12 protein-coding genes are annotated in these 16,996 nt (G+C 43.3%); 3 read left to right on the top strand and 9 right to left on the bottom strand.

Annotation, left to right across the window (positions count from 1 at the left end; all coding sequences use genetic code 11):
• Positions 1-6 precede the first annotated feature (6 nt).
• On the top strand, positions 7-1,359 hold the full coding sequence (locus MHH25_RS15650; RefSeq protein WP_340017472.1) for an MATE family efflux transporter: 1,353 nt from the start codon (positions 7-9) through the stop codon (positions 1,357-1,359).
• A 110-nt stretch (positions 1,360-1,469) separates the two neighbouring features.
• Here the strand turns inward: MHH25_RS15650 and MHH25_RS15645 are convergent, their stop codons facing one another.
• The 9 genes from MHH25_RS15645 to MHH25_RS15605 form a co-directional block, all read right to left on the bottom strand.
• Positions 1,470-2,486 carry a CocE/NonD family hydrolase gene (locus tag MHH25_RS15645; RefSeq protein WP_340017471.1) on the bottom strand — a complete coding sequence of 339 codons (1,017 nt, stop codon included), beginning with the start codon at positions 2,484-2,486 and terminating at the stop codon, positions 1,470-1,472.
• Entirely contained in the window at positions 2,479-3,123 is a 645-nt protein-coding gene (locus MHH25_RS15640; protein ID WP_340017470.1) for a GNAT family N-acetyltransferase, read from the bottom strand. The genes MHH25_RS15645 and MHH25_RS15640 overlap by 8 nt, the downstream gene beginning before the upstream one ends.
• A gap of 12 nt (positions 3,124-3,135) precedes the next feature.
• Entirely contained in the window at positions 3,136-3,903 is a 768-nt protein-coding gene (locus MHH25_RS15635) for a MerR family transcriptional regulator (protein WP_152683053.1), read from the bottom strand.
• Positions 3,904-4,044: 141 nt separating this feature from the next.
• The gene (locus MHH25_RS15630; protein WP_340017469.1) at positions 4,045-5,022 is read right to left on the bottom strand and encodes an alpha/beta hydrolase; all 978 of its coding nucleotides are present in this window, start codon (positions 5,020-5,022) and stop codon (positions 4,045-4,047) included.
• A 164-nt stretch (positions 5,023-5,186) separates the two neighbouring features.
• Complete coding sequence (locus MHH25_RS15625) at positions 5,187-6,485, bottom strand: NCS2 family permease (RefSeq protein ID WP_340017468.1); 1,299 nt, start codon at positions 6,483-6,485, stop codon at positions 5,187-5,189.
• Between the two features lie 364 nt (positions 6,486-6,849).
• Complete coding sequence (locus MHH25_RS15620; protein ID WP_219845137.1) at positions 6,850-6,978, bottom strand: DUF6254 family protein; 129 nt, start codon at positions 6,976-6,978, stop codon at positions 6,850-6,852.
• 135 nt (positions 6,979-7,113) lie between these two features.
• The gene (locus MHH25_RS15615) at positions 7,114-11,571 is read right to left on the bottom strand and encodes a carbohydrate binding domain-containing protein (RefSeq protein ID WP_340017467.1); all 4,458 of its coding nucleotides are present in this window, start codon (positions 11,569-11,571) and stop codon (positions 7,114-7,116) included.
• A gap of 43 nt (positions 11,572-11,614) precedes the next feature.
• Positions 11,615-12,493, bottom strand: a complete 879-nt coding sequence (locus MHH25_RS15610) for a carbohydrate ABC transporter permease (RefSeq protein ID WP_017688354.1) — start codon at positions 12,491-12,493, stop codon at positions 11,615-11,617.
• Positions 12,494-12,508: 15 nt separating this feature from the next.
• Positions 12,509-13,393: an ABC transporter permease subunit gene (locus tag MHH25_RS15605; protein ID WP_100527900.1), complete on the bottom strand. Its 885-nt coding sequence runs from the start codon at positions 13,391-13,393 to the stop codon at positions 12,509-12,511.
• Positions 13,394-13,605: 212 nt separating this feature from the next.
• On the opposite strand from MHH25_RS15605, the gene MHH25_RS15600 reads away from it, so the two are divergent.
• On the top strand, positions 13,606-15,315 hold the full coding sequence (locus MHH25_RS15600) for a sensor histidine kinase (RefSeq protein WP_340017466.1): 1,710 nt from the start codon (positions 13,606-13,608) through the stop codon (positions 15,313-15,315).
• Positions 15,316-15,326: 11 nt separating this feature from the next.
• A complete protein-coding gene (locus MHH25_RS15595; protein WP_017688357.1) occupies positions 15,327-16,967 on the top strand; it encodes a response regulator in 1,641 nt (546 codons plus the stop codon).
• The last annotated feature ends 29 nt before the right edge of the window (positions 16,968-16,996 follow it).

Genomic DNA, 16,996 nt, shown 5'->3' with positions numbered 1-16,996 from the left:
ACCCACATGGATGCAGAAAACCTCCATTACTTTGAAAAAGCACCAATCGCCAAAGCCGTAGCTCATTTTGCTGTCCCAATGATGCTAGGCACGTCAATGAGTGTTATTTACTCCATCTTGAATGCCTATTTCCTTGGCACACTGGGTAATACGGCAATGTTAACCGCACTCGCATTAACTTTACCTTTATTCGCGGTTATCATGGCCCTTGGTAATTTAATTGGTATAGGCAGCGGCACATTCATCTCCCGTTTGCTGGGAGAGAAAAAAGTAGATGATCTGAAGCATGTATCTTCATTTGCCTTTTACAGCAGTTTAGTTCTCGGAATTATTGTGATGGCCGTTGGGCTCCCGCTGATTGAACCAATCGTTCATGGGCTGGGGGCAACGCCAGAGTCCTTCGGATTTACGAAAGAGTATGTCACGATTATGCTTATGGGTTCACCCTTCGTCATCTTATTCTTCACCCTGGAGAATATCGTGCGCTCAGAAGGTTCAGCAATGACTTCTATGACCGGTATGATTCTCAGTGTTGTTATAAATATTATCCTCGATGCACTATTCATTTTTGTCTTCCATTGGGGTGTGATTGGCGTTGCATCTGCTACCGTCATCTCCAACTTGGTTGCGAGTGCATTTTACGCTTACCATATGAGTTATAAGAGTCAATTCTTAACCGTCTCCCTGAAATGGTTCAAGGTGACCAAGGACATCCTGAGCAATGTGTTCAAAATCGGTGTTCCCGTCTTTGTTATGAGTGTCTTCTTGGGTGCAATGTCGCTTATTCTTAACCTTTTTCTTGTCGAATATGGGGATCAGGCCGTTGCGGGGTATGGAATCTCATCACGTTTACTGCAATTCCCTGAATTTATTCTGATGGGCTTGTGCGAGGGAGTTGTGCCGTTGATTGCCTTCTCATTCACAGCGAACAAATTACGTATGAAACAAACGATTGGATTCACGATCAAAGCTATTTTGGGCTTAGCCGTCATGTTCGGTGTTATTGTTTATCTGATCTCTGACCACTTGATTGGTTTATTTACGACTGACCCGCAATTAATTGAAATGGGTAGCTACATTCTTCATGTAACCTTCTTATCCTTGTTTATTACAGGAATGACTTCTTTGTTTATGGGGATTTTCCAAGCAACAGCCCAAGGAACCGCCGCGTTTGTTATGTCCATAATTCAAGGGATTACACTAATTCCTGTATTGTATATCGCTAATCAAATGAATGGCTTTCATGGAGTGATCTGGTCGCTCGTTATTGCGGATGCCGTGGCGTTCCTAGTTGGGGCCATCATGTTATATGTTTTGCGGACCAAATTGCAGCCGGATCTGGAACATTTGGCACAGTAATTAACATATAACACGCAAAAAGGCAGGATAAGGGCGCTCCCTGACCCTGCTCTTTCATTTCCAAATGACAATTATCTATCTGGTGATACGAAGAGATCGTAAACCGTCTTTTATAAGGAAGAAGTGGTCAACATATGTTCTATTTCATCCATATACCCATCCACTGTAATGCTTCTCGGAGCAAACAGAAATCGTAGTGATTGTTTCCATTCCGAGCCTGCAATAGAGGTTGGTAACATCGAATGTTCTGTATTAGAGAAGATTTTCACATGAAGCAAGGAAGATGGCTGAATTCCTTTACGGTATGCTTGCTCTGTATCAACAATGTCCACATTCACATCTTCTTCTCCAAGCAGAAGTAGTACAGGGGTTTTGAAATGATGCAAATCCGCCGTGGCATCTGAAGCAAAATTTTTCTTTATGAAGTTCCAGCGTTCTTTGGAAATCAGATCATGCTCTCGAGCAATCTTGGTGTACTCTTCATATGTGCCATGTTTCTTTAAAATCTCTTTAATCTGGTTTTCATAATCGACCTGATTTTGAATCTCCTCCGTGGAATAACCATCTTTCGCCATTTGGCTGCGTGTGTTGTATTCTCCCTGTTCCAACCAGTTTATCGCTGGTGATACCAAGATACTGAAGGCGAGATGTTCTTTCCCAGCAAGCTTAGGAATCACCCAGCCTGCTTGGCTGGCACCCCATACGCCTATTCTGGAATCATCAATGATGGATTGTTCTTTCGCCCATGCAATAGCTTGCTGTGCCTCCACAACACGATCATCCATGCTTTGATCTAGCCAGTTTCCCTCTGAACCCCCGATTCCCCGTTTATCTAGCGACAAGGATGCATACCCGATCGATGCCAGTCGCTCCCACAACGGTTTGTATCCCTCACCATGAGTAGAGTCTATCGGACCGTCACCGTGAATAAACAGTACTAGACCTAGCTTGCCTGAATGGTTTCTGGGTAACGTGAGCGTACCTGTTAACTTGCCCTGTGGAGATTGAATTTCAATGGTTTGTTCCTCCATGTCAAAATCACTTTGATCGACTATGTACAGTCCTGCACCAACCATCAGTAAGATTGCCACAATAACTGAGATGTATCGTTTTTTCCAATTAAACATAACTATCTCCTTTGTAAATCATGTAATGCCATTGGTTTTCGCCTAAGAGCAGGCCGGTCAGAAAGCTGTTTGTGCTATACTGCTTGCGAAATTGATAGCGTTCATATAACTGTATCGCTTGATGATTCTGACTTGCCACATGCAAGCTAAGAGATGACATTGATTTGGATTGCAACATATATTTCTGTGCCCATTGAAGCAACTGCGTACCAATTCCCTTGCCTTGGTGCTGTGGATGTACAACCAGATCTTCCACATAACATTCGCCTAATTTAGGAGTATGCTTCAGCAGATGTAAACCAGTTATTAACTGAAGCAGTTTCCACATGCCAACTCTATTGCAGTGGCTCCACCAATGAGGATTGGCACGAACGCTTGTTATTGCTGCTCTGTTATCTGCTTCCTTCCATTTCAAGCACATGGTGCCAACAATCTCCTCATTTTCACGTGCAATGACTCGAAGAGTACTTTTTTCTATGGGCGGATGATTGAGCAACTGTTCAAATACGTAAGCCAGATCAGTTATGGACAATGAAGTGATCTTTTGAAATTTGTGTCCAAAACCATAAGCCATGAGTTCAGCAACAGCTTGATGAAACTGGGGACAAACGGGTTCTATCTGAATGGAAGTTGTCACTGTGTGCCTCCCCTAATCGATCATTTGTAACAACAGCTCATAATGAAGCTTTTCTGGTGTGAATAAAGATAAATAAGATTTTTCTACCATAATAAGTGGACCGTGATAGGGATAGCCCTGATCTTCTGCGTAAGCATAAAATTCGTTGATATGTTCTTTGAGTTCAGTTTCAATTTGTACATATACATGACGAGAAAGGTATTTTCCTCTAGGCAAAACTAAATCGTTCGCTCCCTCCTTTTGTGTATAAATTCCTACGGTGTCCGTCTCATCGTACGCATAATGGATGTCGGCTTCAAATAAATTGGGAATGTTTTCTTTAAGTTGGATCAGTTGCCTTGCTTGCAAGTACTCTTGCGCTTCCATATGGAACCACAGGGATAAGTGAATCTCCTCACGAGTATCAATATAATAAGTCACTTGATCCTCATCACGTGGAATATGATCTTTCTCCTGCAGCAACTTGCTGATAAGGTGCTTTGTTTGCTGAAGCTGAGTGATGGCTGCTTCCGTGTCTGCTAACGCTTGGCGAAATAATGATGTGATTTGAACGGTTGTCAGGTTACTCAAACATTCCTTGATCATTTGAACAGACAGTCCCATTTTGCGAAGCAATAAAATATGAGATAGACGGTAAATTTCATCTACCCCATACATCCTGTATTGGTTTTCTGCTATATAAGCAGGGTGTAACACCCCTTTTTCTTCGAAGTATCGAATTTGATGTACAGAGACTTTCATCAGCTTTGCCAGCTCACTAATCGTAATTTCATCACTCAACCAATTCACCACCTTTGCTGTTTTTCATATTACAAGCATAAACCTTAGGTCTGACCTAAGGTCAAGTCTTTATTTTAGCCTCTCCTGATAACAAAAAACCACGGCACCAGATTCGGTACCGCAGTTTATTAATCAATCATCCTATTGGATTTGTTTCATGTAAGATTTGAATTCCTCGGCAATTTCTTTGTATTTGGTATGATGCAGGTAATGTGAACCTTCCATTGGGATCATTTTGCCCTGCGCGGATTGTTTGGCTTGTGCTTCATGTAGCGGAATCCACTGCGGGTTTTTCTCGTTATTGGATTGAACAAAGAGAAGCACTGGCAGATCACTAGGATACGTGAGTTTTTCTCCATTTTTGAAATTGGAACCCAGATGTTTAAGCTCATTTACTAATGTCGGATTTGTCGAGACTTGATTCGAAATCAACTTCATCTGTTCTTTGGTATGTTCATCATAGTCAAGTGATGCATATGAATCACCACTCACTTTATTGAGTACTCTCATTAAGCCTGATTTTTGAAAGAATTTCATTAAGTTCAAAGGTAATTTAACATCCATGCCAGGTTGATTCGGAACACTGCTATCGATCCCGACAAAAGCAGAGACTTCATCCGGATACGTGTTCACATAAGTCGCCGCGTACAGTCCCGTGATGGAATGCCCCATCAGAATATAACGATCTATACCGAGCTGTTGTACAGCTTCATGAATCTCACTAACAATATTCTCGGTGGTTCTCTCCGTTTCGGTTTGGTCACTTAACCCATAACCGAAAGGCTCAATCGCCACAACTTTGTAATCAGAAGTTAATTCATCGATTAACAATTTGAAATCAAGTACTGGTGACGGTGTTCCTTGTCCGGGAAGTAACACGATGGTTTGTTCACCGCTACCTTGAATGGATACATTCATATTCTTCCCATCAACATTGACATATTGGCCGTACGATTCGATTTTCTTTTTCTCGGACCCATTACTTATCGTATGAACGACAAACGTGATGCCCATGAACAGCACCAGCGCGCCGACAATACCACCTATTATTTTCAACCATAAGTACCGTTTTTTACGGCCCTTAGTCCCCGTTGTTGTTACATCCACTTCTTCTGCCATTTCCATCTTCTCCTGTCGTTTATATCTGTAGAGCCGCTCTTGCGACATAGGTATAGTGTAACCATGGAAGATGTCCCCTTCGTGACGGGAATATGAACGGAGTATGAACTACATAAAAAAGAGAACTGCTTGTTGAGAGCAGTTCTCCATAGGATAAGACAGTTTTAGTGGTCCAGGAACACAAGCTGAATGAAGAACAATACCGCAAAAATGTAGAAGATTGGATGAACATCTTTACCTTTTCCACGAAGCAGCTTGAGTACCGGATAAAAGATGAAACCTACGCCGATGCCTGTCGCAATACTATGCGTCAATGGAGTAAGGATGATAATCAGGAAGGCAGGGAATGCTTCTTCGAGATCATCCCATTTGATTTTGCTGATAACGTTAATCATAAAGTATCCAACAATGATCAGTGCCGGAGAAGTGATCGCCGGAATGCTTGATATTACACTTACGATCGGTGTGAAGAACAAGGTCAGCGCAAGCAGTACACTTACCGTTACAGCGGTCAGCCCCGTTCTTCCTCCTGCAGCTACCCCTGTGCTGGATTCGATGTAAGCCGATGTTGGACTTGTTCCGAGCAAAGCACCTGAGGTTGTTCCTACGGCATCTGCCAATAATGCGCCACGCGAGCGTGGGAATTTACCATCCTTAAGCAATCCTGCTTGTTCAGCAACGCCGAGCATCGTGCCTGTCGTATCAAACAGCGTGATCAACAAGAAGGTAAATATGATTGTATATAAGCCATTCGAGAATACCCCTGCCAGATCCAGTTGCAAAGCCGTTGACGCGAGGCCTTGCGGCATGGATACAATCGATTCCGGCATTTGGAATAGTCCCATGATCCAGGCAAGTATCGCTGTTACCACCATTCCGATGAACAGGTAACCTTTCACATTATAAGCCATCAGCACAACGGTAATAATCAATCCGATAATGGTCAGATAAGCCATCGGCTCAGCCAAGTTCCCGATCGTAATCAAATTCGATTCTGAATCGGCAATAATCCCGGCATTTTGCAAACCTACCGTTGTAATAAACAATCCGATCCCTGCGGTTATGGCATGTTTTAAGCTAGCAGGAATTGCATCAAGCAACATGTAACGGAATGAAGTCAGTGATAAAATAATAAACAAAATCCCTGCTATAAATACGGCTCCCAGTGCAACCTGCCAAGATACGCCATACCCGGCAACTACGCTATAGGCAAAGAATGCATTCAGGCCCATACCCGGCGCAATGACGATTGGATAATTGGACCATATTCCCATAATCAGAGTTCCCACAATACTTGCAAGTACCGTTGCTATGAATACTCCGTTAAAGTCCATGCCTGTGCTGCTGAGTATTCCTGGGTTTACGATAACTATGTATACCATTGTGAAGAATGTTGTAATCCCTGCGATAATTTCTGTGGGGATGGTCGTGCCTCGTTCTTTAAGTTTGAACCATTTGTCCATGGTAAAGCCAGCCTCCAACTTTCAAATTATACTCCAAAGCTAAAAACAAAAAATCCTAATCTTCATATAGGATTGTAATATTCGCGCTCCTATATTCGTTGTTAGGATTTAAAGATTCAACAGCTAAGCTCTAAACTAAACATAAAGATACTCATATCTGTTTTCAACCTGAAGTCCATTTCGTATTCTAATTAAAATTACATGCAATGTCAATGAATTAACGATTTGTTCACAGTTATTTACGAACTATACAGACATTATATCTTGTGTTCATTCGTTTTTAGAATAGAGTATGTACGTATCGCTCAATGTCTGCAATATATGAAGAAAAGACTGCCAGCAATGTTTACTGACAGTCTCTTGCTTAATTCGTAGTAGGTTTCTCTTCATATTCGCTGGATAATTCTTTTAGCGATTTGATTTTGCCATGGGGATGCTGTTCTTGCTTTCGTGACTTCCAGGCAGCTTCTTTTCTTTTCTTCTGGTCAGCCATACAAGATATCCTCCTCTGGAAACTGAGATGTTTACTACTTCTTTATGATGTCATTCCTGGACAACTTTATTCTGCATGCATAGGTAATAAGAGAATTAGGCAAGCATATAAGACAATATATAGAGAATTCAGAAGTTAATTGGCAGGACCCAAATTAATCAAGCTGACCTCGGATAATGAGACGGTTGTGTTGCCATCTTGCTCACCATCAATGTTACCCAGATCAAATGAAATTCGAGTATTCGCATAGCTGTCTTCTGTTGCATCAAATGTAAACGTGAACTCCTGTTCTTCTGGAGTCAAATCAACTCGTGCCCCAAAAAAACCATGCCATTCATAGTTGGCAGTTGCATCAACCCATCCAATCCCCAATCCCAATTTCCTGGACTTCTCCGCTTTGGCTTTAAACGTTAATTTATATTTAAAACCTTGCTGTATGCCAAATCCTTCATTGATGACTTGACGATCCCATGGATGCTGCCCTGCATGACCAATCTTGGCTTGAAGCTGTTGATTGCTAACTTGCATCTCAAGGTCCGCTGCATTACCGTCCGCATGGGTAAACCAACCTTCCTTACCTTTGGAGAAGTCTCCATTAGGAATAAGATTAACATGAGCAGGCTGCCCTCCTTGATCTGCATTCGGATTAACTTCATATAATTGGACGTTATTGATGTGAATCGAGTGTTCACCTGTAGAGAGCGGATATCCTAATCCAAATGCAAGCATGGCTGCCGAATCGGAGGTATCCCCCATAGTGAAGGTGTAAGTATACGACTTTTGATCCGCAGTTAATTCCACTTCTTCTTCAAAATACTTCACAAAATCGCCTGCATTCTTAGAGAGAACCGCTTGCATGGATTTAGGACTTGAAGCAGATGCCTCGAAGGTAAGTCGGTACGTTTTGTTTGCATCCAGTTTGATCTGACCTTGTTGCAACAAAGCATCCCACCAATGTTCACTTGTACCAGGCAATTTAACCGTTAATCCTTCGCCCTCGTCATGAGAGGCTGTCAGATGATTAGGAGTCAGCTCCCAATGATTCAGATCAGCTGTTAGCTCACTGTTCTGAATTTTGTTTTGTGAAATATCCACCCAACGTGTATTATAATCTGCTCCTTCAAAATTCACATAATAGGGTTTGCCTGCTGTCAAGTTGACCCCTGGAAAATACACCGTTTTATAGGCTTGCCATCCACCCGTGTCTCCGAGACTCAGGTCTGATTGTGCAACGGTTGTCCCTTGTTCATCCTGAATGCTGAACTGAACCTTGGAATCACTTTTTCCACTGGCCATTCGGGCAGACAGAACATATACTCCGTCGTGAGCTACATCGATTTTATATTGCAGCAGATCTCCCTGATCCATGTAACTGACATGTTTTCCTCCTTCTACGGAGTCTTCCAGTTGTAAGCCCTGCATCATCCAGGCTTCGGTTGCAGGTACATGTGCGTAGCCATTCACTGACAGAGGTTTTCCGCGTTTCGTCAGACGAACATTGTCCACATATACCTTACCTTTAGAACTGCCGAATAACAGTTTTAGCTCGGATTGTGCGATTGATGCTCCATCTCCAATGATGATTTCTCCGGTGAATGTTTTCATTTCTTGGTTCAAGGAGAGGTTTTGTCCTTGATGAACCTGTACTGTATGCCCATTACTGCTGACAACATCAATGTCGATACTTCGCGGTGTGTCTGCCTTGGCATCTAAGGAGAAACCATACGTTGTATTCGCTTCCAGTTTCAAATCCGGTTGGTTCACCGAAACTTGTTGTGGGTCATTATTCGTTTGAGTAACATCAACAACCAGCTGACGCTCCATAATTGGGAATTTCGAAAAGTTATTTACACTTATATTGGCTGCCGCACTGCCGTGAATGCTGCTTGACCAGAATCCCAGACGCTCCTTGCCTTGATCGAATGTGCCATTGTAAATAAAGTTGCCATCAGGTAGCGCGTTTCGTTCGACAGTTAACGGATCAGCTTCACCCACCTCGATCAGCCTGACATTGGCAAACCAAACGGTTGTATCATCCAACCCCAGATTAAATTCGAATCTGGCATTGTTATCCGTGCCATCCCGCATATTGAAGGTATAGTCATAGGATTGCCAATCTGTCGTGAGTGCAAAGGTGTTATCACCCGAATAATTGGTCCAACTTTTTTCGAATTGGTTCAGTTTGGACATGATCGTACGGTTAGCAGATGCTTTCGCATCAAATTGTATCTTGTACTTTTTGTTTTTCTTGATGTACATCGGCATCTGAGTGAGTTGAACCGAGTAGTTTTCAGTACCCGATGCATCAATGGTAACTTCTGCTGCTTTCCCTTTCTGCTCATCCGTTACAACTTTGACACTGCCAGCTCCATCAGCATTTGTGATGAATTTCCACTGAAGAGGCACTCCATTGTCTTCAGACCCTTCCGCAAAACGTTCATTGTATATTTGATTGCCATCGGCTTGTGGGTCACGCTGTTGCACAGGCTCGATGGGATTTGTTGTTACATCAGGCCATGTGTCTAGATTTTTGTAAGAATATACTCGCACAAAATCAACATTCATCTTTTCGGAAGTGAAGTTGCTTTCAGGTGCCCCCGGCCAGTCTCCTCCAACTGCCAGATTCAGAATCAGATAGAATGGACGATCAAATGGTGCAGGGAACGTATAATACTCGGGTTGGCCGGCGGCCTTCGTTTGCCAGTTGGTCACTTCATGATGCAGCTTTCCATCCACATAGAAACGAATCATACCCGGCAACCATTCCACCTGGAAATCGTGATAATCGTCAGCGAAAGTTTCTCCCTTCGGAAGAGTAAGACTTCCCTGATCATGTCCATGGGAGCCGTCAGGCTTCACACTGTCATAATGCAATGTGCTATATACCTTGTTATTACTCTCTTTGCCACCAATTAGCTCCATAATATCGATTTCTCCAGAGGCAGGCCATCCACCATAATGTGCTTCATCTGTTGGCATCATCCATATGGCAGGCCACATGCCTTTATCAATCGGAAGCTTCGCACGTACAACTACTTTACCGTAGGTCCAGTCGCCTTTTCCCATGGAGATCAGTTTGCCAGAGCTGTAATCTTTACCGTTTTTCGGACCCTTTTTTGCTTCAATCTGCAACACGCTTCGATTCTGATCTTTTGTAATGCGAGTGTTATCCGGGCTGTAATATTGCATTTCATTGTTATAAACGAGTCCTGTATCCTGCACGGTCCATTTGGAAGCATCAATCGAAGGCCCGTTAAACTCATCATTCCAGACCAGCTCCCATTGATCATGCGGAATCGTTGTTGCTGGAACCGGTTTTTCGCCCGCAGGATTGCTTGGTGTTGATGGTGTAGACGGTGATTGCCCGTCTGGAGAAGATGGTGTGGGTGTACTTGTCACATTTGTTGAACCACCAGGCTGCGATGAAGCAGGTTGTTGGGCTTCACCCACCATGGATGTGCGCAATCCTTGTTTTACTTTCTCTCCGTTGATCACAACATCATCGGCATCTACACTCAATTTTTGGATTGTACCTTTGGTATCCATTCGAGTCTGACTCGCTTCTGCATGAATATTCATGGAATCAATCAGGCTGTTTGAAGAGATCTCCAGAATGGATTTCTGCTTTACATGCATCTCCTGAATGTTGCTTTCTTCCGTAATGGCAATTCTGACGGGTTCCCCACGTTTGTCAACGACTACTCGCTTCAGCTTGGAGTTGTTAATGTTGATGGAATGACTGCCTCCGCCTTTAATGATGACACTTCCTGTAACAGTTACGCCCTGAAGAACAACAGATCCCTCGCCTATGCCTTCTGCCAGCAGTAGATTTCCATTGACAACCATATTTTTCAACGTGATATCCGTTGATTTAATAATCAAGTTGCCATCTACCCGAGACTCATATGTTCCAGGAGTGCTTTTTACATCTGCAATCATCGCCGACAACATTGTTGCCGTCTCTGCTCGTGTAATCGGTGCTTTGGGATTTAATTTGCCTTGGAAACCTTTAAGAATATTTTCGTTCACTAGATAGGTAAGCGCTTTCTTTGCATAACTAGAAATATCATCTGCATCCTGAAATTTCAATTGTTCACTATCTTCATTTGTAACCGCTGAAAGTTGAAAAGCTCGATCTACCATCACCGCTGCATCTTGGCGTGTAATCGGTTGTTGTGGTGACAGATGTTCACGGTCTGTCCCTTCGATGATGCCAGAACCATTCGCTCGTACCATCACGTCATAGTACCAATCGTCTGAAGTCATATCCGAATATGAACCAGTCGCCGCATTACCGGTGAAACCAAAGGCCCGATCCAGAATCATCACGAATTCAGCTCGGCTAATGACCTGACTGGGCTTGAATGTACCGTCCGTATAACCTTTCAATAAATTCAAGTCTTGCAACCGTGTAACTGCAGATTGTGACCAATGCCCCGTCAGGTCTGTATAGGGAACAGAGAAGTGCAGGCTTTTCGCCTGCACATTTCCCACCTCCGCTTGACCCTGTACACTTTCTGCTCCAGCAGTTGCTGGATAAACGAGAGAAGCCATTAAACTCCATGCCACCATACATGCCAGTCCTTTTCTCATCCTTCTTCCTCCCTCAGCTCAGTTATCCTTGCATTTGCATAGCCTATTCCTTAACTGCTCCAATAACGATCCCCTTAACGAAGAAACGTTGTAAAAACGGGTATACCATCAGGATCGGAAGCGCGCCGATAAAGATCTGTGCTGCGCGTACGGTTCGCTGCGAAATATTCTCCAACATGGAAGGATCGACGTTGATTTTGCTGAGATCTTGCTGAACGATAATGGTCTGTAATAGAGAAGCAAGTGGATAATTTTTAATATCGGACATATAGATCATGCCGTCGAACCAGGAGTTCCACTGATACACCATCGTAAATAAGGACAAGGTTGCGATAGCTGGAAGTGAAAGCGGTACGTAGACCAGAATCAACGTTTTGATATGACCTGCTCCATCCAAATAAGCTGCTTCCTCAAGTTCTTTGGGCAGACCGCGGAAGAAGTTCATCATGAGAATAACGTTCCACACGGACAGTGCGCCAGGCAGAATAAGCGCCCAGATTGTATTCATCAAGCCAAGCTTCTGGATCAGAATGTAACTTGGAATCAAACCGCCGCTGAACAAAATGGTAAATACGAAAAACCACGTATATAAGGAGCGACCTTTAAAACTGATATCTTCCTTCGACAACGGAAATGCGGTTAAGAGCATGATGACCATACCAATGATCGTCGCAATTACAGTCCGTTTAAGTGATACGATCAAGGAGTTGATGAAGTTTGAATTCCCGAATGTTTTTACATATGCGTCCGTTGTGAACCCGATGGGCCAGAAGGTAACCAGGTTTGATGATGCTGGCGCCATACTGCTGAATGAAACAGCCAATATATGAATAATTGGTAAAATGCAGAGTATCGATAATATCCCAAGAAAAGTATAGTTAGCGATGCTGAATATGCGGTATCCTTTTGTTTTATAATACAAGCCCTTTTCTCCTCTCTAGAAAACTCGATAATTAGCTAGTTTGTAAGCCATTCTGTAAGATATAACAATCAAAATGGTAGCAACCACAGATTTGAACAACCCTACTGCTGTGGCAAAACTCATCTTCCCGTTCAGAATCCCGAGTCGATATACAAAGGTGTCAATGATGTCGCCTTTGTCATACACAAGCGGATTGTACAAGTTGAACACCTGATCAAAACCGGCGTTCAGGATATTGCCGATAGAGAGTGTCATCAGTACGATTGTAATCGGCATTAATGCCGGAATCGTAATATGTAGCGTCTGTTTAAATCGGTTGGCCCCATCCACCTCGGCAGCCTCGTAGAGTGCAGGATTAATTCCTGAGAGAGAAGCCAGAAATACGATCGTACCAAAACCAAATTCTTTCCACACATCACTGAGGATCAGCGTTATCCGGAACCATGTACCGTCTCCCAGGAAGAAGATCGGTTCTCCTCCAAAGGCTACGACAAGCTGGTTGACCATGCCGCCCTGAGGAGACAGGATATCGAGCAGAATACCACCGAGAATAACCCATGATAGGAAATGCGGTAGATACACAAGCGTTTGACTTACTCTCTTGAATGCCGTCAAGCGTACTTCATTGAGCAAAATGGCAAACAGGAATGGAGCGAATAGTCCTGCGATGATTTTGAAAAATGCAATGACCAGCGTATTCCAGATCACCTGACCTACGTCCGGATATAAGAATAAATATCGGAAATTGTCCCAACCCACCCATTTGGATTCAGAAAATCCCAAGTATGGTTTGAAATCCTGAAAAGCAATTACAATGCCGCCCATCGGTATGTACTGAAACACCAGTGCCAGCAATACAGCTGGAATGAGCATCATATGCAAGGTCCAGTTCCGTTGCATATTCCAGCGCTGTTTAACCCTGGTGGAGCGCCGTTTATGCGGCGTTTCTAACGTATGTTCCTTCACTCCTGCATCCCCCATGTTCTAAATTTTGTATTTTACAAGTCATCGTGAACTTGTATATTAAAATTATAGCAATGGAAATTTGTGATCTATATCCTAATATTGCAACAACGATATCAATATTTTAATAAGATTAAGGAGGTTGGACTTTGTTCACACGCTTGAATGTCTTTACCAAAATTACACTGTTGTTTGTGATGTTGCTTATTCTGGTGCTGTTTCTCTATACATACTCGAACCGGGAAAGCGTGCGTGTTATCGAACACGAGATTCAAAACAATACGATGAATCATCTCTCAACATTTGCTGATTCAGTAGAATCCAATATTTACCAACTGTCATTGTATGGGATGTCTATTGGGCAAGATTCGAGTATTCAGGAATATCAACGTCCCGACTACAAGGACATTCCCTATGAACGTGTGAAAGTTGGAAGCGCCATTCTGGAGAAAATGAATCTGTACAACGCAGCAAGCAAATGGCATTCGACCATCACATTATACTTCCCAAGGATGCAAAAAGTGATATCAACGGATTATTATGCTTACATTCCGTACATGGATGATGAATTTAAGGAGCCTCTCTCGCAATCCTGGACCTATGCCGACAATCTGTTTATCTGGTACACCACCGATCCAACGACAGCGATGGCGAGACCTGGCAAAGCCAGATTGATTACCAAAATCAGTTTTCCAGTTCATCACTTAACTGCACTTCTTAATCAAAACAAGTTAAATAATAAAGGTGACCCGTTCATGTTCCATCCCGATTATGGATTAATTAGCAATAGTTCTGGAAAGGAAACCTTGAACGCAATCCTGCCTTCCCTGAAAGAAGCAAAACTGCAGGCCAGCGGTGGATTCAGTACAACGTTGAACAAAACGGAATATTACGTCTCTTATATTCAATCCAAGAGCCTCGGCTGGTATTATGTTGACTATGTGCCTATGCAGCAAATTTTGAAACCGATTACGAGCAGCCGGAATCTCTTTTACGCTTCAATTGCCGTTCTGATCGTGATGAGCGTTGTTGTATTATATACACTCTACCGAAGTGTGCAGCTTCCACTTTTACAGTTGGTTAAGGGGACAAATCGCTTGTCCACCGGGGACTTTTCCGTTCGGCTTCATCATTCTGCACGCAATGAGTTCAGCCTGTTATTTGCACGTTTCAACATCATGGCTCAACGAATTCAAGAATTAATCGAGAATGTATATGAGGAGAAATTAAGAAGTCGGGAAGCCACGCTCAAACAGTTGCAATCGCAGATTAATCCGCATTTTCTATATAACTGTCTGTTCTATATCAAGAACATGGCCCGAATGAAAAATGAAAAGGCCGTGGTAGCCATGGCACTGAATCTGGGGGAGTATTACCGATACATAACCAGGTCCGAAAAGGATCAAGCCACGCTTCGTGAAGAGCTGACAATGGTCAAAAATTATTTGGAAATCCAGTCACTTCGTCTGGAACGAATGCATTTTACAATCGACGTGCCCCATGATATTTTAGATAAAACAGTTCCCAGACTAACCCTCCAGCCTATTATTGAGAACGCTATTATTCATGGTCTGGAGCCCAAATCGGTAGATGGTGAGATTAAAATCTATGCGGACTGCGAGGATGATGTGTACACAATTATCGTGGAGGACAGCGGGCTTGGCATGTCTGAGAAACAACTTGATCATCTGAGAGATAATCTTCTTAAACCGCTGGATGAGAATATGGGATGTGGTACATGGAATGTCCATCAGCGTTTATCTTTTCTGTACGGTGAAGGATCTGGACTATCTTATGATCATTCTTCAATGGGTGGGATTAAAGTTAACATCACGTGGCACGACAATACAGACAAGTAGGTGAACGACCCATGCTGCAAATATTATTAGTTGACGATGAACGTTCCGTCGTGGAAACGCTGGCAGAGACCATTCCGTGGGAAAGCTGCGGGATCGGTACAGTTCATGAAGCATTATCCGGTGCAGTAGCGCTGGAAATTATGGACAACCACGACATTGACATTGTAATTACGGATATACGTATGCCCGAAATGTCAGGCATTGCACTGATTACAGCGATTCATGAAAAGTGGCCTCATGTGCAGACAATTCTTTTATCAGGTCACGCCGACTTTGAATATGCGAAACAGGCCATTGCGCAGGAAAGCTTTGATTACTTACTGAAACCCGTTAGTGATGAAGATCTGATCGAATCCGTGCAACGTCTTGTTCATCGAATTAAAGAAAAGTGGGAAACCGCAGCATCTCATCAAAGAGCCTTACACGCCTTTCAGGATCATCTGCCATTGCTTCAATCCACGATGCTGCATGAGTTGCTGACTGGAAAAGTCTATGATCAGAAGACGCTGGCAGACAAGCTTGATCTGCTGGAGCTTCCCTACTCCGTAGGAGAAGATCTCGGCATGTTGATTATCCGTATGGAGAAACATCTATCCGATATGGCGCACGGCGACCTGGCCCTAATGGAATATGCGATATGTAATATCATAAGTGAAGTGATGCATAATCATTTTCATATCTGGCACACACGAGACGTTCATGATTACATTGTTGTTCTGGTAAGCATGAAACATTCCACAACGATGAGTTATAGCAGGAGTGAGACGCCTCAGACATTGCTTGAGCAGTATGCTGCCCAGATTCAAACCAATGTTCAGTTATACCTGAAAGGTGCAATCTCCATTTCCGTCTCCAGTTGGGGCAAGTTTCCCCACGAAATTGGAGAACTCTATGAGCGAACGGTTATGTCCATGCGTAAACGGATGGGTCAGGTGCAAGGTTTGTTTGTCACCGCTTCCGATGAAACGGATGCCAACCCTCTACATACGATCAGGTCGCTGTATCAGCCACCAACGTTGATTAGCCTGCTCGAAGCTGGTCGCTTTGAGGATGTGGAACAGAAAATCGAGCACATTTTTGAGGAACTGCTGCATTCCAATGAACATCATGATATTGCTGAGTCAACTTTTGAGGTGTATTTTGCTATTGCGGGCGCGTTTGCGTACATCATTCATAAAAATGGCAAACAAATCTCTTCTTTGATACCAGCAGAGTCCTATCGTTACTTTCAAGCTCCCAGCTATTCCACTGCGCAGCAGCTACAGGACTGGTCCGTGCGTACACTTCATTACATACGAGATGATGCTGAACAAGAGCTTAGAGACAATCACAGCACCATTGTGCGCAGCGTCAAAAGTTTTGTCGACCTTCATCTGGCTGGAGATGTATCACTGCCTGCAATTGCAGACCATGTGCATCTGCACCCAGTCTACTTGTCCAAGGTATACAAGGCGGAGACAGGTGAAGCACTTACTGCCTATGTGTACCGGTTAAGAATGGAGAAAGCAGCCTATCATTTGCGAACATCAACCGCCAAAGTGTTTGAGATTGCAGAACTTGTCGGTTACAACAATACCGCATATTTCATCCGAGTTTTCAAGAAATTTTATGATCTTACACCGCAGGAATATCGGGAAAATCTGCCGGTTTAAGAGAGTACACAGACCAGACTTGACGTTCT

Origin of the sequence: Paenibacillus sp. FSL H3-0457, assembly GCF_037981725.1 — a bacterium.
GTDB classification, from domain to species: Bacteria; Bacillota; Bacilli; order Paenibacillales; family Paenibacillaceae; genus Paenibacillus; species Paenibacillus amylolyticus.
This window is presented reverse-complemented; position numbering and strand designations above follow the sequence as displayed.